Below are 22,804 nucleotides of genomic sequence, written 5' to 3'. Positions count from 1 at the left end.
CCGTCACAACAGCGTGTCGAAGTAGAGGAACAGTGCCGCCAGTAACACCTCGAACGAGAGCGTGCCCACCGCCGAGAGGGCGACGAACTTCTTGTCGTCCATCTCGGCGAACCCGGCGGGGACGGTGAGCATCCCGCGCGTGAACAGGAAGGAGTTGCTGACGGGGACGACGACGGGACCCCAGCGCTCGAACCAGCCGTCGAACTTGTTCAGTTTCGACTCGCTGATCTTGAACCACCGCTTCTGGAGGAGGTACTCCCGGCCGCCGCGTTGAGCGACTTTGAACAGGCCGTACTGGCCGATGGTGGCGCCGACGACGGCGACGCCGATGACGGGGGCGGCGGCGTCGGTGCCGAGGAGGACGAGAGACGCCGGGACGATGAGTTCGCTCGGCATGAAGTACATCAGCATCGCCCCCTCCAAGAGGAAGACGCCGAACAGGACGACGTAGGCCCACTCGGAGTTCAACAGGGCCTGCAGTTCGTCCGGCATCTGAGCCACTTGGAGGGCAGACTGCATCGAGAGGGTGTATCCCCGAGTCGTTGAAACCAGTTTCGCTCTGTCGTCCGCACCGGAGTGAGTGCCCGAACGCGCCCCGAACCGCCGGGAGCGACGTGGTTTTTCCGGTGCGGTTCGAACGGCGCGTATGAACCTCACCGACCGCCCGCGACGCCTGCGGACAGACGGCATCCGGTCGCTCGTCAGCGAGACGAACCTCTCGGCGACGGACCTCCTCGCGCCCGTCTTCGTGGACGCCACGACGGACGAACGGGTCGAAATCGAGTCGATGCCGGGGCACGAACGCGTCCCAGTCTCGGAGGCCGTCGCGCGCGTCCAAGAGGTTCTCGACACCGGCGTCGAGGCGGTGATGCTGTTCGGCATCCCCGAGTCGAAGGACGAACGCGGGACCCGCGCGTGGGCCGAGGACGGCGTCGTCCAGGAGGCCACGCGGCGCGTGACGGCGGCGACGGACGCGTACGTCGTCACGGACGTCTGCCTCTGTGAGTACACGAGCCACGGCCACTGCGGCGTCGTCGAGGACGAGGCCGAGACGGACCCGACGCTGACCGTGAAGAACGACGAGACGCTCGAACTGCTGGCGAAGACGGCCGTCTCGCACGCGCGGGCAGGCGCGGACATGGTCGCGCCGAGTTCGATGACCGACGGCATGGTCGGCGCGATTCGGGAGGCGTTGGACGCCGATGGGCACGAGAGCGTCCCCGTCATGTCCTACGCCGCGAAGTACGAGAGCGCCTTCTACGGGCCGTTCCGCGACGCCGCCGACGGCGCGCCCGCGTTCGGCGACCGGCGGCACTACCAGATGGACCCCGCGAACGGGCGGGAGGCCCTGCGCGAGGTGCGACTCGACGTCGAACAGGGCGCGGACGTGTTGATGGTGAAACCGGCGCTGGCGTACCTCGACGTCGTCCGCGCCGTGCGCGAGGAGTTCGACCACCCCGTCGCCGCCTACAACGTCTCCGGCGAGTACGCGATGATTCACGCCGCCGCGGAGAAGGGCTGGCTGGACCTCGAAGCGACGGCGTTCGAATCGCTCCTCGCGATGAAGCGGGCGGGGGCGGACCTGATCCTCACCTACTTCGCCGAGGACGTCGCCGCGGCGCTCTGAAGTCGTTCGTTACCGGCCGGCCGCGCGCGAGCCGATTCGTCCGGTTCGGCAGATTTTGCGTGAACGTACGTCCAGATATCTTGGGCAATCAGTGGTCGAATCGGACAGTAGTTTCCCTTATACCCATTATATTGTTACCCAAATCGGCCGCACGTCCAATAACGGACCCCATAAATGGACAATTTGGTCACATACACTTATGTAGTTCTTTCCCATGACTCTCTCGCGTGAATATGAGCACGAACGAAGCGGAAGTGGGCGAAATAATAGACGGTTGTCCATCGGCGGAGGGATGGTCGTGAGCGTCCTCCTGCAGGCCGACGCCTCGACCATCGCGTCGGGCGTCAACAACGTCTGGGTGCTGGTCGTGACGTTCCTCATCTTCTTCATGCAGCCCGGCTTCGCCCTCCTCGAGGCGGGGCAGGTCCGCGCGAAGAACGTCGGGAACGTCCTGATGAAGAACATGAACGACTGGATACTCGGCACGCTCACCTACTTCGTCGTGGGTGCGGGGGTCGCGACCATCGTGGGCGGGCTGACCTCTTCCGGGTCGTTCAGCGTCGCCAGCGCGTTCGCGTACGTCAACGACCCGACGGCGTGGATCGGCTGGCTATTCGGCGCGGTGTTCGCGATGACCGCCGCGACCATCGTCTCCGGCGCCGTCGCCGAGCGCATGGACTTCGACGCGTACGTCTTGTTCACGATACTGATGGTGGCCATCATCTACCCCGTGGTCGTCGGCTTCACGTGGGGCGGCGGCCTGCTCGCGGGGCCTGATAGCGGCGGGTACCTCGGGAGCATCCTCGGCACGGGCTACCTCGACTTCGCCGGCGCGACGGTCGTCCACATGTGCGGTGGGGTGGCCGGTCTGGTCGCCGCGAAGATGGTCGGCGCGCGCAAGGGACGCTACGACGAGAACGGCGAGAGCCAACCCATCCCGGGTCACTCGATGCTGTTGGCCGTCCTCGGGACGTTCATCCTCGCGTTCGGCTGGTACGGCTTCAACGTCGGCACGCAGGCGACCATCCTCGCCGTCGGCGACGACGGGAGCCTGACGTTCATGGGCGCGGCGCTCGGTCGCGTCGCCCTCGTCACCACCCTCGGCATGGGCGCTGGCGGTGCGATGGCGATGCTCATGTCCGCCCGCTACCAGGGCAAACCCGACCCGCTCTGGACGGCGAACGGACTGCTGGCCGGTCTCGTGGCGGTCACGGGCGCGGTCCCGCACGTGACGTGGTGGGGTGGCGCGCTCCTCGGCGGCCTCGGCGGCTTCCTCGTCCTGCCCGCGTTCCGCTTCACGGTGGACACGCTGAAGGTCGACGACGTCTGTGGCGTCTTCGCGGTGCACGGCGTCGCCGGCGCGGTGGGGACGGCGCTCATCCCCGTGTTCGCGGTCGGCGGGTTCTCGGTGAACCAGCTGCTGCTGCAGGTCCTCGGCGTCGTCGTCATCGCCGCCTGGACCGTCGCCGCCTCGGGGGTCGTGCTGTACGCCCTCGACCTCACGGTCGGACTGCGCGTCTCCGAAGGCGAAGAGGCCGAGGGACTGGACCTCGGCGAACACGGCGTCTCCGTCTACCCCGAGTTCGTCGCCGACGGCGAGAGCCCGATGGCCGACGGCGGGTCGAACGTGCGGACCGACGGCGGTGCGGTGAGCGGAGGTGACGACGAATGAGCGACAACGACGGGATCAAGATGGTCATGGCGGTCATCCGCCCGGACAAACTCGCCGACGTGAAGCGCGGTCTGGCCGAAGTCGGCGCGCCGTCGCTGACGGTGACGAACGTCTCCGGCCGCGGCTCTCAACCCGCCAAGAAGGGTCAGTGGCGCGGCGAGGAGTACACCGTCGACCTCCACCAGAAGGTCAAGGTAGAGTGCATCGTCGCCGACATCCCCGCCGACGACGTGGTGGAGGCCATCCGCGAGGCGGCACACACCGGCGAACCCGGCGACGGGAAGGTGTTCGTCCTCCCCGTCGACAGCGCCGTGCAGGTCCGCACCGGAAAGGAGGGGATGGACGCGGTGTAGGTCCCGCGCACGGGGACGGCGTCGCCCGCACGGCCGAACCGACCGAACCGACCGGAACTGCTCGTCGGGGTTTTCGATACGTTTCTGAGACGACGCGCGCAGCGGATTTTGGCGACGGCTGTGGGACGGCAGAGTACGTTCCGTCTGGCTTCGACTGCTAGCCGATAGTGGGGGACAGACGGGTGCAAAAGACTACCACGGTAGAGGAGGACGAGTGAACCATGAGCGCTGACCTGCCGAACGACGGCGAGATAAAGCTGGTCATGGCCGTCGTTCGGCCCGACAAGCTCTCCGAGGTGAAGCGCGCGCTGGCCGACGTCGGCGCGCCGTCGCTGACGGTGACGAACGTCTCCGGTCGCGGGTCCCAACCCGCCACGAAGAGTCAGTGGCGCGGCGAGGAGTACACCGTCGACCTCCACCAGAAGGTCAAGGTAGAGTGCGTCGTCGCCGACGTTCCCGCCGAGGACGTGGCGGACGCCATCGCCGACGCGGCGCGCACGGGCGACCCCGGCGACGGGAAGGTGTTCGTCCTCCCCGTCGACGACGCCGTCCAGGTCCGCACCGGGAAGACCGGCCGCGACGCGGTCTGAGCCGGTCGCTCGGTCGTCGCAGGACGCGGCCGACGACGGACGCCCGCGGAGGTCGTGAGAGACGAAAAGACCCAAGCGTTCCCCCATCCCGTGAGCGAACGTGGAACTGACGCCGGTCACCGCCGTCGGACTCGTGGTCGCGCTCGTCGGCTTCGAGTTGCTACACCGACTCCGCGAGCGGTTCGACCTGTCCGGCGGCACACTCGCCGAACACGCCTGGAAGTGGGTCGTCCCCGCCGTCATCGTCCTCGTCGTCGCCGCCGAGGGGAAGACGTTCGCCTCCATCGGGTGGCGCGTCGGGTCGCCGTGGCTGTTCGTCTGGCAGGTGAGCAGCGGACTCGCGGTGATGCTGGGGACGAACCTGCTTCTCGCTCCGCTGTGGTCCCGCGTCGGCGACGGCGGCGAGAGCCTCGCGCGAGGCATCGGCTCGTTCGCGTCGCTGTCCCTGTCGGAACGCCTGTTCGTCGCCGTGACGGCGGGCGTGACCGAGGAGATACCGTACCACGGCTACGCAGTCGAGCGAATCACCGCCCTCACGGGGAGCCTCCCGCTGGCCGGCGTCGTCTCCTTCGTCGCGTTCACGCTCGGTCACCTCGGCGAGACGTGGGACCGGCAGGCCGTCCTCCGCATCGCCCAACCAGCGCTCGTCACCACCCTGCTGTACCTCTGGTTCCGCTCGTTACCCGCCCTCATCGCCATCCACGCGCTGAACGACGCCGTCGGACTGGTCGTCGCCGACCGCTACGCGCCGATAGAGGAGGAGGACGACGAGGAGACGCCGTCGGTCGTCCGCTGGTTGGAGGGCGAACAGTAGGTCGCGCCGGGGTTCGACGGCCGAACCCCGTACTTCTTTTTTCGTACCCCGCCAACGCTCCGCGCATGAACCACGACGAGTCCCGGGACCTGTACGACCGAGCGCTGTCGGTCATCCCCGGCGGCGTGAACTCCTCGGTCCGCGCGACGCGACCGTATCCGTTCTTCGTCGAACGCGGCGACGGCGCCCACGTCGTCGACGCCGACGGGAACCGCTACCTCGACTACGTGATGGGCTACGGCCCCCTCCTCTACGGGCACGACATGCCCGACCCGGTCCGCGCGGCCGTCCAGTCGCACGCCTCCGACGGCCCGATGTACGGCGCGCCGACCGAAGTCGAGGTCGAACTCGCGGAGTTCGTCGCCCGCCACGTCCCCTCGGTGGAGATGACGCGGTTCGTCAACTCCGGCACCGAGGCCACCGTCTCGGCCGTCCGTCTCGCCCGCGGCTACACCAGCCGCGACAAGATAGTCGTCATGCAGGGCGGCTACCACGGCGCGCAGGAGTCCACGCTCGTCGAGGGCGAACCCGGCGACGTCCACCCGAGCACGCGCGGCATCCCCGAGTCGTTCGCCCAGCACACGATTCCGGTGCCGTTCAACGACGCCGAGGCGATTTCCGAGGTGTTCGAGGAACACGGCGACGACGTCGCCGCCGTCCTCACCGAACCCATCCTCGGCAACAACGGCATCGTGCTGCCCGTGGACGGCTACCTCGAACACCTCCGCGACCTGACCGAGGCGCACGGGTCGCTGCTGATATTCGACGAGGTCATCACCGGGTTCCGCGTCGGCGGCCTGCAGTGCGCACAGGGGAAGTTCGGCGTCACGCCCGACGTGACGACGTTCGGGAAGATAGTCGGCGGCGGCTTCCCCGTCGGCGCAATCGGCGGCAAATCCGAGATACTCGAACAGTTCACACCCGCCGGCGACGTGTTCCAGTCGGGGACGTTCTCTGGCCACCCGGTGACGATGGCCGCCGGCTACGAGTCGCTGAAGTACGCCGCCGAGAACGACGTGTACGACCACGTGAACCGCCTCGGCGAGAAACTCCGCCGCGGACTCACCGACGTCGTGGAGGACCAGGCGCCCGCGTACACCGTCGTCGGTACCGACTCGATGTTCAAGACCGTGTTCACGCGCGAGGGGCCGTCCGACCTCGACGGTTGCTGTCCCGCGGGGTGCGAACAGCGCGAGGACTGCCCGCGCTACGACTACTGCCCGAAGAACGGCGCGGACGTGGCCGACGCGGAGACCGAACGCTGGGAGCGCATCTTCTGGCAGGAGATGAAAGAGCGCGGCGTCTTCCTCACCGCCAACCAGTTCGAGTCGCAGTTCGTCTCCTACGCGCACACCGACGAGGACATCGAGACGACGCTCGAGGCGTACAAAGAGGCGCTGTAGTCGGGCGGAAGAGGGACGACGGACCGGAGGAGGAGCTTCCCCGCCTACTCGGCCACCGTCGCATTGACGACGACGCCGACGAGGAGGACGAGTGCGCCGACGTAGAGGCTCGTGAGGACGATGACGATGCCGCTGACGACGCCGTAGACGGCGTAGCGGTCCGCGTTGACCGCGTAGACGTGGACGACGGCGAGCATGGAGGTCCAACAGACGGCGGCGGTCACGGCCCCCGGAAGCGCCCCGCGGAGCGACGTGACGCGGCGGGACGGAGCGTAGTAGAGGGGGAGGAAGACGACGGTCAGCGCCGCGAGAAGGGCGGCGAGCGTCGCTGCCTCGACGACCCGTCCCGTCGGGAATATCGAGAACAGCGCGCTCGTGGCGACGATGACGGCCACCGCGAGGACGAGCGACCCGAGGATGCAGACACCGTCTCGGAGTCGCCCCGCGAGCGACGACGCGACGCCGCCCTCCGCGCGTTCGACGGCCGACCGGAAGCCGACGGTGACGTTGGCTCCGCTCCACAGGAGGACGGCGACGGCGAGAAGCGTCGCCCCCTCTCGACCCGCCCCGTTCGCCGTCGCCTCGTACACCAACTGTCGCGTCGCCGGGGAGAGAAACGTCGGCGTCGCCCGCTGAATCCAGGCGGCCTCGGGACGGCTCAGAACGGCCAGCGCGAGCACGAGCAACGGGAACAGGGAGACGAAGCCGTAGTACGCCAGCGAGGCCGCGGGATACTTGACGTCGTGAGCGTGCGCCCGTTTGACGACGGTCCACGCGACGCGGACAGAATCGCCCGGGCGGGACATGGCCCACGGTAGGATTCGAACCGTCAAAGGTCTGTTCGCCCGGCGACGCGCGACCGGTCGCGGCGTCGCTCGGCACCCGGTCGCGGCTTTTTGTCCCCGCGCCCCGTCGGTTCGAGCATGGACGACCCCTCCACTTCCGCGGACGCCGACGCGGGCGCGGACGGCACCGGACCCGAGGCCGATGCGAGCAGCGTTGAACCCGACGCCGGCGCAGGCGGCGTCGAACCTGCCGCCGACACCGGCGACTACGAGGACCCGGTCGGCGACCTGCTCCCGTACGCGTCGGTCGACTCGAACTGGTGGTACTGGATCGCCGCACCGCTCGTCTTCTTCGTCCTCTCGGCGGTCGGCGGCGTGCTGTTCTTCGTCGGCTTCCTGTTCGACGTGTTCCTCACCGGCGGCCTGCTGACGGTCGGACTGGCCGTCGTCGCCGGCGGCGTCGCCGCACTCGTCGGCCTCGTCCTCTCGGTCATGTTTCCGGTCGCCGTCTACGTGGACGCGCGAGCGCTCTCGGACGACCCGGCGTCGCCGTGGTCGCCCGACCCCCTGCTGTACGGGCTGGTCGCCCTCGCGGGCGTCGTCCTGACGGCGTTCACGGTGAGCGTCCCCCTCGCCATCTACTACCTCTACCGGCGGCACGTGGCCGTCGGCACGCCGTAAGCGCCCCGACGCCTCACGCGCCTCGCTCGGCCCATCGGTAGCGGGCCGCGGCGACGACGAGGGCGAGCGACCCGGCCCAGAGGAGGACGAGTCGAACCACGACGACGACGGACCCGCTCGTCGGCGGGTCGAGCGTCCCCGCGAGGGCCGCGCAGGCGACGAACAGGAACGTCGAGGCGAGGCCGACGAGCCAGATTCTGAGCGCGGAGGCGTCCGGATACCGCGCGTTCGTGACGGCGACGGCGGCGAGCGTCGGAGCCTGCACGGCGAGTTGGCCGAACGAGAACGGGTCCGCGACGAGCGCGGCGTTCACGACGACCGAGAGCGGTCGGAACAGCGTCCCGAAGGCGATCCAGAGCCAGACGAGGCCGAAGAAGTCGGCGACGCCGGCGACGACGATGCCGGTGGCGCTCCGGTCGCCGCCGGATTCCGCGCTCGGGTCGCTTCCGGATTCCGCGCTCCGGTCGTCCGTCACGCCGAACCCTCCACGGCGTACAGCGTCCCGCCGACGCCGACGTAGACGGTGCCGTCCGCGACGACTGGCGAGCGAACGTCGCCCTCGTCGGTCGATGCCTCGAACCGGCCGACCTCCGCCCCGTCGGTCGCGTCGAGGGCGACGAACCCGTCGCTCGTCGGGAGGTACAGCGTCTCGCCGACGACGGCGGCGAGACCGTCGCGCGGCACCGGAACGTCGGTCCGCCACAGTCTGTCGCCCGTCGCGGCGTCGAGGGCGGCAGCGAACGGCGACGCGCCGTCGCCGGCCGCGACGAACACCCGGTCGCCGTCGGTGACGGGCCGGAGGGCCGAGCGTCGCACGCCGACGTCGCCCTCCCACAGCACGTCGCCGTCGCCGAGCGAAACCGCGTACAGCGGGCCGCTCCCGTAGTAGACGGCGTCCCGGCCGACGCACGGCGAGAGCGACGAGGGGTCGGCGACACCGAGCGTCAGTCGCCACTCGCGGCGACCCGTCCGGGCGTCCACCGCCGCGAGTTCGTCCGGGGCGTCGCCGCGGCCGACGAGGAGGCCGCCGCGGAACGCCAGCGGGTCGAGTTCCGTCCGAAGCGGCGACCGGTCGCGCGGGAGTCCGGTCGTCGCGTCGAGGACGGCGGTCCCGTCAGTGGCGTCCGGGCAGTAGACGCTCCCGGCGGCGAGGAGCGGGGTCTCGACGCTCGTCGTCTCGTCGTACGACCAGCGGAGGCGTCCGGACGCGGTACCGAACTCCAGTACCTCCGTCTCGGCGGCGACGAGAAGGCCGCCGTCGGACGCCAGCGGCGGCGACGAGAACTGGAGGGACTCGCGCCACGGTCGCTTCCGGCCGTCGAAGCGCCAGCGGAGCGTCCCGGTGGCGGCGTCGCGGGCGACGACGGCGTCGCGTCCGACGGCGTAGACGGCACCGTCGGCGACGGCGAGCGACCGCGTGCGATACGCCGCGTCGGGAACGGGGGCCTCCCACGCGACCGAGAGGTCGCCGCGCGGGGCGACGCCGGCGGGGTCGAACCCGGTCCGCGCGGGGTCGCGCCGCGGCATCGGCCAGTCGGTGACCGCTTCGGAACCGGCGTCGTCGGCGACGACGAGCGACGGGTCGAGGGCGAGGCTGGCCGCGAGCGACAGGCCGCCCGCGACGAGGAGGCGACGGCGGGTGAGGCGGGGAGGGCGCACGCCGGAGTGGACGGCCGACCGACAGTTAGCCGCTCCGGTGTGGTCGACCGACCGCCGTCGCGCGGTCCCCCCGGCACGACACCGCGTCACGCCCGCGAACGCGAACTGGTGGGCTTTTCACCCACCGGCGCCCACGTTCGGACAGATATGAAACGCGGGACGCTCCGACTGGCGACGCGAGGGTCAGACCTCGCACTCCGACAGACGGCGAGCGTGCGGGACGCACTCGCCGACCGTCGGTTCGAAGTCGACCTCATGGAGGTGGAGACGCGTGGCGACCAGATACGCGACGAACTCATCCATCGGCTGGGGAAGACGGGTGCGTTCGTCCGCGCCCTCGACGAACGGGTGCTCGACGGCGACGCCGACGCCGCCGTCCACTCGATGAAGGACATGCCGACCGAACGCCCCGCGGACCTCGTCGTCACCGGCGTCCCCGAACGCGCACCGGCGACCGACCTGCTTCTCACGCCCGACGGCACGTCGCTGGAGAACCTCCCCGCCGACGCCGTCGTCGGCACCTCGTCGCTCCGGCGCAAGGCACAGATTCTGGCCGCGCGGCCCGACCTGCGGGTCGAACCCCTGCGCGGCAACGTCGACACCCGCGTGGAGAAACTGCTCGCGCCCGAACTCCAGCGCGAACACGCCGCGCGCGTCGACGACGACCGGGAGAAGAAGGGTAACGCCGCCGAGGCGTCGGCGTCCGGCGAGGAGTACGATACCGAGTTCGACCGCTCCATCGACGAGTGGTTCGACGACCTGAGCGAGATACAGCGTCGCGCGCTCGAACGCGACGTGGAGACGGAGTACGACGCCATCGTCCTCGCGGAGGCGGGCCTCCAGCGGTCGGGACTGCTCCACCGCGTCGAGTACGAACGCCTCCCGCCGACGGAGTTCGTCCCCTCGCCCGGACAGGGCGCCATCGCCGTCACCACCCGAAGCGACCACGAGCAGTTAGACCGGATACGCGAGGCGCTGGACGACCCGCGGACGCGCGTGACGACCACCGTCGAGCGGACCGTCCTCGCGGAACTCGGCGGCGGGTGCATCGCCCCCATCGGCGTCCACGCGAAACTGCAGGGCGAGTACGTCCACGTCACCGCGCGCGTCCTCTCGGCCGACGGCACCGAGGAGGTGAAGGCGAGTCGCGACCTGCCGGTGCGCGACCACGCGAACGCGGCCGCCGAGTTCGCCGACTCGCTGGCCGACCGGGGCGCGGCCGACCTCATCGCCGCGGCGCGGGACGACGCGGACGCCGACAGCGTCGGCGGCGGGGCACGCGCCGAGACGGACGACGAGCGAAGCGAACTCGACGCCGACGGCGAGGTGGACGGGGCGTGACGGCCGTCGGCACCGTCTACCTCGTCGGCAGCGGTCCGGGCGACCCGGACCTGATGACGGTGAAGGCCGCGCGTCTGCTGGAGACGGCGGACGTGGTGCTGCACGACAAGCTCCCCGGCCCGGAGATTCTGGAGCGCATCCCGGAGGAGAAACGGGAGGACGTGGGCAAGCGCGCCGGCGGCGAGTGGACGCCGCAGGAGTACACGAACAAGCGACTGGTCGAACTCGCCCGCGAGGGCAAGACCGTCGTCCGCCTGAAGGGCGGCGACCCGTTCGTCTTCGGCCGCGGCGGCGAGGAGATGGAACACCTCGCCGCCGAGGGAATCCCGTTCGAGGTGGTGCCCGGAATCACGTCGGCCATCGGCGGCCCGGGGACGGCGGGCATCCCCGTCACCCACCGCGACCACGCCTCCTCCGTCTCGTTCGTCACGGGCCACGAGGACCCGACGAAGGAGGAGTCGGCGGTGAACTGGGAGGCGCTGGCGGCCACGGGCGGCACCCTCGTCGTCCTGATGGGGGTCGGGAAACTGCCGGACTACACCGCCGCGCTCCGGGACGCCGGGATGGACCCCGAGACGCCCGTTGCACTGGTCGAACGCGCGACGTGGCCCGAGATGCGCGTCGCCACCGGCACCTTGGAGACCATCGTCGGCGTCCGCGACGAGGCGGAGATAGAGCCGCCGGCCGTCACCGTCGTCGGCGAAGTGGCCGCGACGCGCGAACGCGTGGTCGAGTTCCTCCGGAACCGGACGGGCGAACTGGACTCGCCGGACGCGGCGGCGACGCCCGAGGGCGAGGGGGGAGACGAGTGAGCCAGCAGGTCCGCGTGGCCGTCTTCCGCCCGGACGACGACCGAATGGCCGACGCCGTCGAACTGCTGGACTCGCTGGGCGCGACGCCCGTCCCCGACCCGATGCTCGCCGTCGAACCGACCGGCGCGACGCCCGAACCGGGCGCGTACGTCGTCCTCACGAGCAAGACGGGCGTCGAACTGCTCGCCGAGTCGGGGTGGGACCCCGGCGACGCCACGCTGGTCTGCATCGGTCCCGCGACGGCCGACGCCGCCCGCGACGCCGGGTGGACCGTCGACGTCGTCCCCGCGGAGTACACCTCGGCGGGACTGGTCGAACGCCTGCGCGACGAGGTGGCGGGCGCGACGGTGGAAGTCGCCCGGAGCGACCACGGCAGCGACGTGCTCGTCGACGGCCTGCGCGACGCGGGCGCGGACGTCCACGAGACGGTGCTGTACCGACTCGTCCGTCCCGAGGGCGCGGGGCAGTCGACGGTGATGGCCGCCGGCGGCGAGTTGGAGGGCGTCTGCTTCTCCTCCTCTCTGACCGTCGAGAACTTCCTCGACGCCGCCGCCGAACGCGGCGTGCGCGAGGAGGCCGTCGAGGGACTGAACGGACTCGTCGTCGGCGTCATCGGGCCGCCGACGCGGGAGACGGCCGCGTCGCACGGCATCGACGTGGACGTGGTCCCCGAGAACGCCGACTTCGAGGAACTGGCCTGCGCCGTCGTCGAAGCGGCCGCACCGACGTACCACGAGTGACACCGTGAGAGGGGAACGCCTCTGGGTGCGGGCGACGACTGGGAGGTGCGCGTGAGCGAGTCGGGGTCGTGGCGGACCGTCGGCGTCGTCGCCGGGTGGCAGACGGCGGCCAGCCTCTGTTACTACAGCATCTTCGCCGCGACGGGCTTCCTCCGCGAGTCGTTCGGCCTCACGGAGTCGCTGGTCGGCGTCTTCCTCACCGCGGCGCTACTCGGCTACACGGTGTCGCTGTTCCCGAGCGGTGCCGCCGTGGACGGCTACGGCGAGAAGCCGGTGATGGCCGTCGGCCTCGTCGCCCTCGCCGCGGCCACCGTCGGCGTCTCCTTCGCGCCGAGTTACGCGCTGTTGCTCGTCGCCGGCGCGCTCCTCGGGGTGGCGTACTCGGTTGCGATGCCCGGCACGAACCGCGGCATCGTCGCCGGAGCGCCCCCCGGCCGGTCGAACCTCGCCATGGGGCTGAAACAGGTCGGCGTCACCGCCGGGAGCGGCGCGGCGTCGCTGCTCGTCACCGGCGTCGCCGCCGTCGCCGCGTGGCAGGTGGGCTTCTGGGTCGTCGCCGTCCTCGCCTGCGTCTACGCCGTCGGGTTCGCCGTCGTCTACGGCGGGAAGCCCGGCAGCGGCGACCTGACGTGGCCCGAACTGGGCGGCCTGCGGTCGAACCGCGCCTACGTGGCGCTGGTCGCCGCGGGCTTCTTCGTCGGCGCGGCCATCTACTCGATGCTCGGCTACACCGTCCTCTACGTCGAGGACGTGGTGGGCGCGAGCGTCGCCGTCGGCGGCGCCGTCCTCGCGGCGACGCAGGTGGTCGGCAGCCTCGGCCGCATCGGCGCGGGGACGCTGGCGGACCGCCTCGGCGGTGCGCGCGGTGCGGCCACCGTCGCCCTCGGGCAGTCCGTCGCCGCCGCCGGACTGTTCGCCGTCCTCGTCGGCGTCGGCGGGTCGCTCCTCGTCACCGTCGCCGTGTTCGTCGGCCTCGGCGTCACCATCCACGGCTCGACGGGCGTCTTCTACTCCTGCCTGAGCGACGTGGTGGCCGACGACGACATCGGCGCGGCGACGGCGGGCGGACAGACGGCGCTGAACGCCGGGGGACTGCTCGCGCCGCCCGCGTTCGGACTCGTCGTCGAGGGACCGGGCTACGGGACGGCGTGGGCGTTCGTCGCCGTCGTCACCGTCGCCGGCGCGGCCCTGCTGTTCGCCGTCAGACGGCGGCTGTGAGCCGCGCCGCCGAACCGAGGAACCGGTAGAGCGCAGGTTTAAATCCGAGAGCGCGGAAACTCCCCCGTATGAGCGCGGACGGTGTCACGACGGCCGACGGCCCGGTGCCGGAGATGGAAGACCACGCCGCCGACTGCGCCGCGCGGTTGCGCGACGCCGACCGAGTCCTCCTCGCCTCGCACATCGACGCCGACGGCCTGACGAGTGCCGCCATCGCCGCTACGGCGCTGGAACGCGCGGAAATCCCGTTCGAGACGGTGTTCTCGAAGCAGTTGGACGAGACGGAGGTGGCGAAGATAGCCGCGACGGAGTACGAGACGGTGCTTTTCACGGACTTCGGCAGCGGGCAGTTGGACGTCATCGCGGCGCACGAGAGGGCGGGCGACTTCGACCCGGTCATCGCCGACCACCACCAACCGGCCGACGCCGACACCGACTACCACCTCAACCCCCTCCGGTTCGGCATCGACGGCGCGTCGGAACTGTCCGGCGCGGGCGCGAGTTACGTCCTCGCGCGGGCGCTGGAACCGGCAGACGGCGCGAACCGCGATTTGGCGGGCCTCGCCGTCGTCGGCGCGGTGGGCGACATGCAGAACTCGCAGGGCGGCCTCCACGGTGCGAACGCCGGCATCGTCGCCGACGGCGTCGAAGCGGGGGTGCTGGAGGAGGCCACCGACCTCGTCATCTACGGACGGCAGACCCGTCCGCTCCCGAAGTTCTTAGAGTACGCCAGCGACGTGCGCATCCCCGGTATCTCGAACGACCAGAACGGCGCCATCGAGTTCCTCTCGGAACTCGACCTCGACTTGAAGACCGACGGCGACTGGCGGCGGTGGGTGGACCTGTCGATGGCGGAGCGAAAGACCGTCGTCAGCGCGCTGATGCGCCGCGCCATCGCCTCGGGCGTGCCCGCGAACCGCATCGACGACCTGGTGGGGACGACGTACTCGCTGCTGGACGAGGAAGAGGGGACGGAACTCCGCGACGTGAGCGAGTTCTCCACCCTGCTGAACGCCACCGCGCGGTACGAACGCGCCGACGTGGGACTGGCCGTGTGCCTCGGCGACAGGGATGAAGCGCTCGAACGCGCGCGGAAACTCCTGCGCAACCACCGTCGGAACCTCTCGGAGGGGCTGCAGTGGGTGAAGAACGAGGGCGTCACCGTCGAGGAGAACGTCCAGTGGTTCGACGCCGGGACGCGCATCCGCGAGACTATCGTCGGCATCGTCGCCGGGATGGCCGTCGGCGCGGCGGGAATCCGCGGCGACGTCCCCATCCTCGCGTTCGCCGAGAAGTCCGCCGACGAGGTGAAGGTGTCCGCCCGCGGGTCGCACGTCCTCGTTCGGCAGGGACTGGACCTCTCGACGGTGATGCGGGAGGCGTCGCGGGCCGTCGGCGGCGACGGCGGCGGCCACGACGTCGCCGCGGGCGCGACCATCCCCGCGGGCACCCGCGAGACTTTCGTCGCGGAAGCCGACCGAATCGTCGGCGAACAACTCGAGTGAGGCCGGAGACCGGTCGGCGAACGAAGGCGGGGAAACGGCCGAACCGCCTAAGCGAGCGCCGAGCGAGGACCACGTACGGTCGCTCGGCCGTGGTTACATGGATACGGAACCCTCGCCTACGCGGAGACGACTGCTCGCAGGCCTCGCCACCGTCGGCGCCGCCGCACTCGGCGGGTGCGTGACGACCGGTCTCTCGCTCCGCACCGACGGCGTCGACGCGTCGAACGTGTTCGAGTCCGTCTCGCTGTCGGAGTCGTGGACGGCGAACAAGGCCGTCGCGTCGGTGAAACTGACCGAGAGCGCGACGACCGAACGCAACGTCCGCGAACTGGCAGTGGTCGACAGCGACGGCAGTAGCGTCTGGAGCGACACGGTGGCCGCGGGGCAGACCAACGTGAGCGACGTTCGCCTGCCGGTCGGCGAGCCCGCCACGCTCACCGCCACGGACAACACCGGCGCGTTCGTCGAGAGCGTGACCGTCTCCGTCGGCGGGTCGTCGTTCCCCTGATTCTGCGCCCTGCGGGTCGGTCGTCGAGTTCGAGCCGACGAGCGACCGGTCCGACCGAGTCGACGGCCAGTCGCCGGGTCGTCCGCGTCTCTTTCGGATTCGATATAGCGTTAGTTGGTATATTGTGGAGAACGACTCCCGATGTCGAAATCCCCTCGACGGCATTCGAGCGCCTCCAGCGCGCCGATTTCGGCGGTACTCCGGGCGTGAAACGGATTCGGAGGACGCCAGCGGGTGAGGTGGGGGCTTCGGGAGACGCGCACGACGGCGGGCGCGAACGGATGGTCGTCTCCGAAGGACGGGCGACGAGCGAACGTACGGGCGGCGCAGTCCGGCGCTCGCACACCGGAATCGAGGCATACTCGGGGCAACCGTACCGTGGGCTCGGCCGTCGAGACAATCGCCCGGTCGTTGGACGGGCAGAGCGGGACGGCCCGGTCCGCGTCGGCGGAGACCACCGCCGTCCCCACCCGGTGACGGCCCTCCGTCCTGCCGGAACCGGTCCGTGTCTCGACCGTGCATTCCGACCGTCGCGCCGTGACGACTCCGTTCTGCGGTGAATCGGTCTGGAGGGGATTCGCCGGAGCGACCCGAGTGAGCGTCCGGCGAGGGCGCGTCGCCGACCGGCCGTTCTCGGACGGTCGGTCGAACCCCGCCCCCGAGACGGACGAGAGACCGCCTCTCGGGTGCTCACGCGCCGGCGTGGCGAGAACGGTCGAATCGACCGCCGGGTCCGAGTAAATTACATGATGCGATACAGAATGGAGTGCAGTCGCCGTCTCTGAAGGTACGCACTGCAGTCGGTAAGAATCGGGCTCTGATTCTCCGCGGCGAAGAAGTGTGAGGTAATTGATTGTTGGAGGGAACGTATCGTCGTCTCGGGGGAGAGAAACATGGACGAGTCCGTTCGAACGAGGGCCGAGGAACTGCAACGGGAGTACACGGAGACCGTCTGGAATCGGGGGGAGGTGGACGGAGCGGACGAACACTTCGCGGACGACGTCGTCGTCCACGACGTCCCGCAGACGGCAGACTACGAGGGGCGAGACGCGTTCAAGCAGTGGGTGCAGGAGATTCGCACGGCGTTCCCCGATTTCGAGGTGGACGTCGAAGGCGTCGTCGTCGGCGACGATGCCATCGTCGCCCGGTGGGTGGCCCGCGGGACGAACGAGGGTGAACTCTCGGCGTTCGGCGTGCCCCCGACCGGCGAGTCCGTCGAGTGGTCGGGCGTCACCGTCTACGAGATGGAGGGAGAGGAGATAGTCGAGGCGTGGTGGTACTACGACATGCTCGGACTCCTCACGCAACTCGGGACGATACCCGAGGCACCGACGGCCTGAACCGTCGGGAGAGCGGTTCCGACTCGACGTGGTGGTGGAGGGAACCGCGGACGTTCGGGGGCGTCGTCGCCCATCCGACGGACGAACGCGACGGCGTTCACCAACCGTCCGACTTTTCTTCTCGAGCGGGAAATCCGGAGTATGGCCGACTTCGACCCCGAAAAGTTCGAGGACAAGTACGCGAACTACTTCCCGCAACTCCAGCGGGCGTACAAGAACGCGTTCAACACGATGAACGACGAGTACGACTCGACGCTCATCCACGCAATCGACCAGCAGATTCTGAACGAGTCCGAGCCGATGTACGAGGACGGCGACTTCTACGTCCAACTGCCCGAGAACCCGAAGGAGCGACTGACCGGCGTCGTCGTCGAGGACGAGAAACTCGACGCCGTGTTGGACCGGTATCTGGACGAGTTGGCGGCCGAACACCGTCGCGTCTTCGGGTTGAACGGCTGAGTCGTCCCCCCCGAACCAAAGGCCTAAGCCAGTCCATCCCGAACCGCGAGACATGAGCACGGACGCGACCAACGCCGACGACGACCTGAAAGAGCGCGTCACCAACTTCCTGCGCCGGAACTTCCCGCAGATTCAGATGCACGGTGGCTCCGCGGCCATCCAGCACCTCGACCGCGAGGCGGGCGAGGTCACCATCATGCTCGGTGGGGCCTGCTCGGGGTGCGGTATCTCGCCGATGACCATCCAGGCCATCAAGAGCCGGATGGTCAAGGAGATTCCCGAGATAGAGACGGTGAACGCCGAGACGGGAATGACCGGTGACGGCGGCCACGGCGGCGGCGGCATGTCCCCCTCGTTCCCCGGCGAATCGAGCGGCGACGACGGCGGCGACGGCGACGAAGGCCCGCAAGCGCCCTTCTGATCGGTCCCCGCTGCGGCGACGCACGAGACCGGAGCCTCTTTCATTCCGTCCCCGCGAGGGGAGAGTATGAGCACCGAGTCGCCCGAGAACGTTCTCTTTGTCGTGATGGACACGGTCCGGAAGGACCGACTCACGCCGTACGGGTACGACCGGCCGACCACGCCGAACCTCGAATCGTTCGCGGAGGAAGCGACGGTGTTCGAGGAGGCTGTCGCCCCGGCACCGTGGACGCTCCCCGTCCACGCGTCGCTGTTCACCGGGATGTACCCCTCCCACCACGGCGCCGACCAGGAGAACCCGTATCTGGAGGGTGCGACCACCCTCGCGGAGACGCTGTCGGCCGCCGGCTACGACACCGCCTGTTACTCCTCGAACGCGTGGATAACGCCGTACACCCACCTGACGGACGGCTTCTCCCACCAGGACAACTTCTTCGAGGTGATGCCCGGGGAGTTCCTCTCCGGCCCGTTGGCGAAGGCGTGGAAGACGATGAACGACAACGACGCCCTCCGCGCCGTCGCCGACAAACTCGTCAGCCTCGGCAACACCGCCCACGAGTACTTCGCCGGCGGCGGCGGCGCCGACTCGAAGACGCCCGCCGTCGTCGACCGGACGATGGAGTTCGTCGAGGGGTCCGAGCGGTCGTTCGCGTTCATCAACCTCATGGACGCCCACCTGCCGTACCACCCGCCCGAGGAGTTCGCCGAGGAGTTCGCGCCGGGCGTCGACTCGACCGAAGTCTGCCAGAACTCAAAGGAGTACAACTCGGGGGCGCGCGACATCGACGACGACGAGTGGGAGGCCATCCGGGGCCTGTACGACGCCGAAATCGCCCACATCGACGACCAACTCGGCCGCCTGTTCGACTGGCTGAAGGAGACCGGCCGCTGGGACGACACGATGGTCGTCGTCTGCGCCGACCACGGCGAACTCCACGGCGAACACGACCTGTACGGCCACGAGTTCTGTCTGTACGACCCGCTCGTGAACGTCCCCCTGCTGGTGAAACACCCCGAACTGGAGGCTGACCGCCGGGACGACCAGGTCGAACTCGTCGACCTCTACCACACGGTGCTGGACGCTCTCGACGTGGAGGGCGGCACGCCCGCCTCGCCCGGCGACGACGTCGTCGCACTCGACCGGACCCGGTCGCTGCTCTCGGCCTCCTACCGGGAGTTCTCGCGGGCGTCGAACGACGACCCCGGACAGGTTCGCGACGGCGAGTACGCGTTCGTGGAGTACTCCCGCCCGGTGGTCGAACTGAAGCAACTGGAGGAGAAGGCGTCGAGCGCGGGCATCACGCTCCCGGAGGACTCCCGGTTCTACTCGCGCATGCGCGCGGCGCGGCGCACCGACGCCAAGTACGTCCGCATCGACCGCATCCCCGACGAGGCGTACCGGTTGGACGACGACCCCGGAGAGACGGAGAACCTCGCGGGAGGCGACGACGACGCCGTCGAGGGGACGGAGGCCGCGCTCTCGGCGTTCGAGTCGAACGTCGGCGGCGCGTGGACGGACGCCCTCGACGACGACGTGTCCGACGACTCGGTCGAGCAGATGGACGACGAGGCACAGGAACGCCTCCGCGACCTCGGTTATCTGGAGTGAGCGGCGCGAAGTCGGCCGTTCGCGGCGTTCAGGCCGCGAACCGGAGGCCGACGACGCCGGCGACGATGGCGACGAGACAGAGGAGTCGGACCGGCGACGTGGACTCGTCGAACAGGGCGATGCCGACGAGGACGGTGCCGACCGCTCCGATGCCGGTCCAGACGGCGTAGGCCGTTCCGACCGGCAGCACCTCGACGGCCTTCGCGAGGCCGGCCATGCTCACGACGAGGGCGACGACGACGAACGCCGTCGCCCGGAGGTTCGAGAAACCGTCGGCGTACTCCAGTCCGACGGCCCACGCCGTCTCGAAGAACGCCGCGCCGACGAGGACCAGCCACGCAGTCTGTTGCTTCACGCGAGAGGGTTCGGCGCGGAGTCCCTTGACCGGCGCGGCTTCGATTCGAGTCGGCGACGGCTACTACTCGCTCCGGACCCCCCGACCCCGTTCCCACGTCCGCAACAGGTCGGCCAGCGTCCGGTTCGTCGGGGCGGCCAGCCGGTGGGTTTCGGCCCGTTCGACGACGACGCCGTGGATGGCCTCGACCTCGGTTCGTCGGCCCGCGTCCACGTCCTGCAGCATCGACGACCGGTTCGCACTCGTCGCCGCGACCACCTCGTCCAGCGCCCGCCGGGCGCGACGGTTCGAGAGCGATACGCCCTCCGCGCGGGCGACGCGGGCCGTCTCGCGGGCCGCGCGGTGCGCCAGTTCGTACCCCGGGCCGTCGGCGAGAGCGCCGTTCTCGACGCGCGCGAGGGCGGTCACGGCGTTGACGCCGGCGTTGACCGCGAGTTTCTCCCAGCGTCGCCGCGGCATGTCGGCGGCGACCAGCGTCTCGATGCCGGCGTCGCGGAACGCCTTCCCGGCGCGTTCGGCGTGCGGGTCGGTGCCGCCCCGTCTCGCGCCGAGGACGACGCGCCCGACGCCCGTGCACTCGACGTGGCCGGGGTCGCGCAGTCGCGCGCCGTAGGTGGCGGTGCCGGCGAGGACGGGCGCGTCGAGTCGCGCCGCGAGTTCGCCCTCGGTGAGTCCGTTCTGTAGGGAGAGGACGGCGTCGAAACTGCCGGTGGCGAGCGCGTCGGCCGCCGGGGGCGTGTCGAACGACTTCACCGTGACGACGGCGAGGTCCGCGCTGTGGCCCGTGCCGTCGGTGGTCGCGTCCGGTCGCGTCCGGTCCTCGACCGCACCGGAGACGCGAACGCCGCGTTCGGCGACGCGCGAGACGTGCGGCTCCCGGCCGACGAGCGTCACGTCGTGGACCCGCGCGAGGAGTGCGCCGACGAGGGTGCCCAGACTTCCGGCGCCGAAGACGAGTACGTCCATGCGGAGCCATCGGCGCGGGGCGAAAAAAGCGGACGGGTCCGACGGTCCGACCGGCGCGACGGCCGCCCGGCCGGCCTCGTCGCTCGCGAGTCAGTCCTCGGTCCAGTAGTAGATGTCCTCTTTCGGCGCGTCGCAGTTCGGACACGACTCCGGGAGTTCCTCGATGTCGCCCATCTCGCCGCACTGGGTGCACCGCCACATCAGTTCCGCCCCGCCGAACTCGTGGCCGGCGCGTTCGTGTTCGACCGAGAGGCTGGCGACGCCCTCGCGCGTCGTCACGAAGAGGCCGTCGTCGTCGAACCCGCGGACGGTGCCGAGCGCGCTTCCGTCTTCGGTGTAGACGGTCGTTCCGACCGTGACTGTGGGATTCTCGTCGGCCATGTGAGAGGTTTCGACGGGCGACGGCATAAATCCCGGCCGCGGCCTCCACAAGGTACTCACCGGGGTTCGCCGAACGCCGATGTATGCGCCCTCCATCCAGACGCGCGGTCCTCCGACTGGCCGGCCTCGCCCTCGCGGGCACCGCGGGGTGTACCTCGCGCGGAGGCGACGCGTCGTCCCCGACGGACTCGCCGACCCGACCGCCGACGGCGACGCCGACCGAATCGCCGCCCGACACCGAGACGTACGGGCCGACGGACGGCCCGGACGAACGCCTCACGCGGACGCCGCCCGGAGACCCGCCGCTGAATCCGAACGGGTCGTGGCCGCAGTACCGCTTCGACGCCGGCAACACCGGCTACGCGCCGGACACCGCGGGTCTCCGGGACGCGACGGGCCACTGGGCGTTGGACGCCGGACACGCGCCGAGCGTCGCGGAGGGGACGCTGTTCAACGTTCGCACCCGTGAGGACCCGGCGACGTTCGCCCGGCGCGACCCCGCGACGGCCGAACTCCGCTCGCGGACCGAACTCGTCTCCTACGCGGTGAACAGCCCACCCGCCGTCGACGACGACCGGGCGTTCGTCACGACGTTCGTCGAGGTGTTCTGTCTCGCCACCGGCCGCGACGAAGTCCTGTGGCGCGGGCCGGAGATGGACGGTATCCACGGCGCGCCGACCGTCGCCGACGACGCACTCCTCGTCAACAGCGGTGGCTTCTCCGGCGCGCGCGCCCGACTCGCGGCGTTCGACTTCGACGGGACCCCGCGCTGGTCGTACACGGCGGCCGCGGACTCGCACTCGACCCCGGCAGTCGGCGACGGCGCGGCGTTCGTCGACACGGGCGAGGACGTTCACGCCGTCGAACTCGACACGGGAGCGGAGCGATTCAGGACCGACGTCGTCGGCGACCGCTGGGCGAACGTCGTCGTCGCCGGCGAGACGGCGTTCGTCGCGGGCCGTGCGGACGGCGGCGACGGCCCGGACCGACTGTACGCGCTCGACGCCGCCGCCGGGAGCGTCCGATGGCAGGCCGACACCGGGCGCTGGGACGGTCCGCCGGTGGTCGCCGACGGCGTCGTCTACCTCCTCGACGCGGACGAGACGCTCGTCGCCCTCGACGTCGACGACGGCGCGGAAGTCCGCTCGTTCGGTCGTCGCGCCGTCCCACTCGCTCGAACCGGCGACGTGTTGTACGCGACGAGTGCGGGGACGCTGTACGCCTACGACGCGACGACGGGCGACGGCCTGTGGTCGTACGGGACGCCGGAGGTACGGGTCGCGGACACGGTGAACCGAGGAATCGACGGAATCACGCCCGTCGACGGGGCGGTGTACGTCGACGCCGCCGACGGCCTGCACGGAATCGGGCCGGCGGAGTAGCCGAGTAGATGCGGAGATGGGGCGATGCGGTGCGGGGCGGATGCGGTGCAGTGCGGAGGCGGAGCGGTGCGGGGCGGATGCGGGGTGCTGTGCGGGCGGAGCGGTGGCGGATGCGGTGCCGTGCGGAGGCGGAGAGAGAAGGGAGTCGGACCGCGAGCGAGGCCGAAGGCCGAGTCTCGCGGAG

General features: G+C 70.2%; 25 protein-coding genes. 18 read left to right on the top strand and 7 right to left on the bottom strand.

What is annotated here, in order from left to right; genetic code table 11:
* Nucleotides 1-3: 3 nt before the first annotated feature.
* A complete protein-coding gene (locus tag BM310_RS00985; RefSeq protein ID WP_089803881.1) occupies nt 4-519 on the bottom strand; it encodes a DedA family protein in 516 nt (171 codons plus the stop codon).
* Nucleotides 520-646: 127 nt separating this feature from the next.
* Between BM310_RS00985 and hemB the strand changes: the two genes are divergently transcribed.
* From hemB to hemL, 6 genes are all read left to right on the top strand, one after another.
* Nucleotides 647-1,627: a porphobilinogen synthase gene (gene hemB / locus BM310_RS00980; RefSeq protein WP_089803880.1), complete on the top strand. Its 981-nt coding sequence runs from the start codon at nt 647-649 to the stop codon at nt 1,625-1,627.
* Nucleotides 1,628-1,919: 292 nt separating this feature from the next.
* Complete coding sequence (locus BM310_RS00975; protein WP_177232497.1) at nt 1,920-3,299, top strand: ammonium transporter; 1,380 nt, start codon at nt 1,920-1,922, stop codon at nt 3,297-3,299.
* A complete protein-coding gene (locus tag BM310_RS00970; protein ID WP_089803879.1) occupies nt 3,296-3,652 on the top strand; it encodes a P-II family nitrogen regulator in 357 nt (118 codons plus the stop codon). The genes BM310_RS00975 and BM310_RS00970 overlap by 4 nt, the downstream gene beginning before the upstream one ends.
* A 221-nt stretch (nt 3,653-3,873) precedes the next feature.
* A complete protein-coding gene (locus tag BM310_RS00965) occupies nt 3,874-4,242 on the top strand; it encodes a P-II family nitrogen regulator (RefSeq protein WP_089803878.1) in 369 nt (122 codons plus the stop codon).
* A 100-nt stretch (nt 4,243-4,342) separates the two neighbouring features.
* Nucleotides 4,343-5,056, top strand: coding sequence for a CPBP family glutamic-type intramembrane protease (locus BM310_RS00960; RefSeq protein WP_089803877.1), 714 nt, complete (start codon nt 4,343-4,345; stop codon nt 5,054-5,056).
* Nucleotides 5,057-5,121: 65 nt separating this feature from the next.
* Nucleotides 5,122-6,459: a glutamate-1-semialdehyde 2,1-aminomutase gene (gene hemL / locus BM310_RS00955; protein ID WP_089803876.1), complete on the top strand. Its 1,338-nt coding sequence runs from the start codon at nt 5,122-5,124 to the stop codon at nt 6,457-6,459.
* Nucleotides 6,460-6,503: 44 nt separating this feature from the next.
* Here the strand turns inward: hemL and BM310_RS00950 are convergent, their stop codons facing one another.
* Nucleotides 6,504-7,265, bottom strand: a complete 762-nt coding sequence (locus tag BM310_RS00950) for a YihY/virulence factor BrkB family protein (protein WP_089803875.1) — start codon at nt 7,263-7,265, stop codon at nt 6,504-6,506.
* 117 nt (nt 7,266-7,382) lie between these two features.
* Here BM310_RS00950 and BM310_RS00945 point away from each other — a divergent pair, with 117 nt between their 5' ends.
* Complete coding sequence (locus tag BM310_RS00945; protein ID WP_089803874.1) at nt 7,383-7,925, top strand: hypothetical protein; 543 nt, start codon at nt 7,383-7,385, stop codon at nt 7,923-7,925.
* A gap of 13 nt (nt 7,926-7,938) precedes the next feature.
* Here the strand turns inward: BM310_RS00945 and BM310_RS00940 are convergent, their stop codons facing one another.
* Together BM310_RS00940 and BM310_RS00935 are read right to left on the bottom strand one after the other, a co-directional pair.
* Nucleotides 7,939-8,400: a hypothetical protein gene (locus tag BM310_RS00940; RefSeq protein ID WP_089803873.1), complete on the bottom strand. Its 462-nt coding sequence runs from the start codon at nt 8,398-8,400 to the stop codon at nt 7,939-7,941.
* Nucleotides 8,397-9,584: an outer membrane protein assembly factor BamB family protein gene (locus tag BM310_RS00935; RefSeq protein ID WP_245778411.1), complete on the bottom strand. Its 1,188-nt coding sequence runs from the start codon at nt 9,582-9,584 to the stop codon at nt 8,397-8,399. The genes BM310_RS00940 and BM310_RS00935 overlap by 4 nt, the downstream gene beginning before the upstream one ends.
* A gap of 147 nt (nt 9,585-9,731) precedes the next feature.
* On the opposite strand from BM310_RS00935, the gene hemC reads away from it, so the two are divergent.
* The 10 genes from hemC (at nt 9,732) to BM310_RS00885 (ending at nt 19,536) form a co-directional block, all read left to right on the top strand.
* A complete protein-coding gene (gene hemC / locus BM310_RS00930) occupies nt 9,732-10,925 on the top strand; it encodes a hydroxymethylbilane synthase (RefSeq protein ID WP_089803872.1) in 1,194 nt (397 codons plus the stop codon).
* Nucleotides 10,926-10,978: 53 nt separating this feature from the next.
* Entirely contained in the window at nt 10,979-11,737 is a 759-nt protein-coding gene (cobA, locus tag BM310_RS00925) for a uroporphyrinogen-III C-methyltransferase (RefSeq protein WP_245778454.1), read from the top strand.
* On the top strand, nt 11,734-12,477 hold the full coding sequence (locus BM310_RS00920; protein WP_089803870.1) for a uroporphyrinogen-III synthase: 744 nt from the start codon (nt 11,734-11,736) through the stop codon (nt 12,475-12,477). The genes cobA and BM310_RS00920 overlap by 4 nt, the downstream gene beginning before the upstream one ends.
* A gap of 51 nt (nt 12,478-12,528) precedes the next feature.
* The gene (locus BM310_RS00915; RefSeq protein ID WP_245778410.1) at nt 12,529-13,695 is read left to right on the top strand and encodes an MFS transporter; all 1,167 of its coding nucleotides are present in this window, start codon (nt 12,529-12,531) and stop codon (nt 13,693-13,695) included.
* Nucleotides 13,696-13,763: 68 nt separating this feature from the next.
* Nucleotides 13,764-15,200, top strand: coding sequence for a DHH family phosphoesterase (locus BM310_RS00910; RefSeq protein WP_089803868.1), 1,437 nt, complete (start codon nt 13,764-13,766; stop codon nt 15,198-15,200).
* 97 nt (nt 15,201-15,297) lie between these two features.
* Nucleotides 15,298-15,708, top strand: a complete 411-nt coding sequence (locus tag BM310_RS00905; protein WP_089803867.1) for a hypothetical protein — start codon at nt 15,298-15,300, stop codon at nt 15,706-15,708.
* Nucleotides 15,709-16,601: 893 nt separating this feature from the next.
* The gene (locus tag BM310_RS00900; protein WP_089803866.1) at nt 16,602-17,048 is read left to right on the top strand and encodes an ester cyclase; all 447 of its coding nucleotides are present in this window, start codon (nt 16,602-16,604) and stop codon (nt 17,046-17,048) included.
* 141 nt (nt 17,049-17,189) lie between these two features.
* Complete coding sequence (locus tag BM310_RS00895; protein ID WP_089803865.1) at nt 17,190-17,507, top strand: DUF5783 family protein; 318 nt, start codon at nt 17,190-17,192, stop codon at nt 17,505-17,507.
* A gap of 52 nt (nt 17,508-17,559) precedes the next feature.
* Nucleotides 17,560-17,928, top strand: coding sequence for a NifU family protein (locus BM310_RS00890; protein ID WP_089803864.1), 369 nt, complete (start codon nt 17,560-17,562; stop codon nt 17,926-17,928).
* 66 nt (nt 17,929-17,994) lie between these two features.
* Nucleotides 17,995-19,536, top strand: coding sequence for a sulfatase (locus BM310_RS00885; RefSeq protein ID WP_089803863.1), 1,542 nt, complete (start codon nt 17,995-17,997; stop codon nt 19,534-19,536).
* 28 nt (nt 19,537-19,564) lie between these two features.
* On the opposite strand, the gene BM310_RS00880 is transcribed toward BM310_RS00885, so the two are convergent.
* From BM310_RS00880 to BM310_RS00870, 3 genes are all read right to left on the bottom strand, one after another.
* Entirely contained in the window at nt 19,565-19,891 is a 327-nt protein-coding gene (locus BM310_RS00880; protein WP_089803862.1) for a DMT family transporter, read from the bottom strand.
* A 63-nt stretch (nt 19,892-19,954) separates the two neighbouring features.
* The gene (locus tag BM310_RS00875; RefSeq protein ID WP_089803861.1) at nt 19,955-20,857 is read right to left on the bottom strand and encodes a ketopantoate reductase family protein; all 903 of its coding nucleotides are present in this window, start codon (nt 20,855-20,857) and stop codon (nt 19,955-19,957) included.
* Nucleotides 20,858-20,947: 90 nt separating this feature from the next.
* Nucleotides 20,948-21,238, bottom strand: a complete 291-nt coding sequence (locus BM310_RS00870) for a DUF7130 family rubredoxin-like protein (RefSeq protein WP_089803860.1) — start codon at nt 21,236-21,238, stop codon at nt 20,948-20,950.
* Nucleotides 21,239-21,321: 83 nt separating this feature from the next.
* Between BM310_RS00870 and BM310_RS00865 the strand changes: the two genes are divergently transcribed.
* Nucleotides 21,322-22,620, top strand: coding sequence for an outer membrane protein assembly factor BamB family protein (locus tag BM310_RS00865; protein ID WP_089803859.1), 1,299 nt, complete (start codon nt 21,322-21,324; stop codon nt 22,618-22,620).
* The last annotated feature ends 184 nt before the right edge of the window (nt 22,621-22,804 follow it).

Origin of the sequence: Halogeometricum rufum, assembly GCF_900112175.1 — an archaeon.
In the GTDB taxonomy this organism is placed as follows: domain Archaea; phylum Halobacteriota; class Halobacteria; order Halobacteriales; family Haloferacaceae; genus Halogeometricum; species Halogeometricum rufum.
Note: the sequence above shows the minus strand (reverse complement) of the source record. Positions and strands in the feature narration are given on the sequence as shown.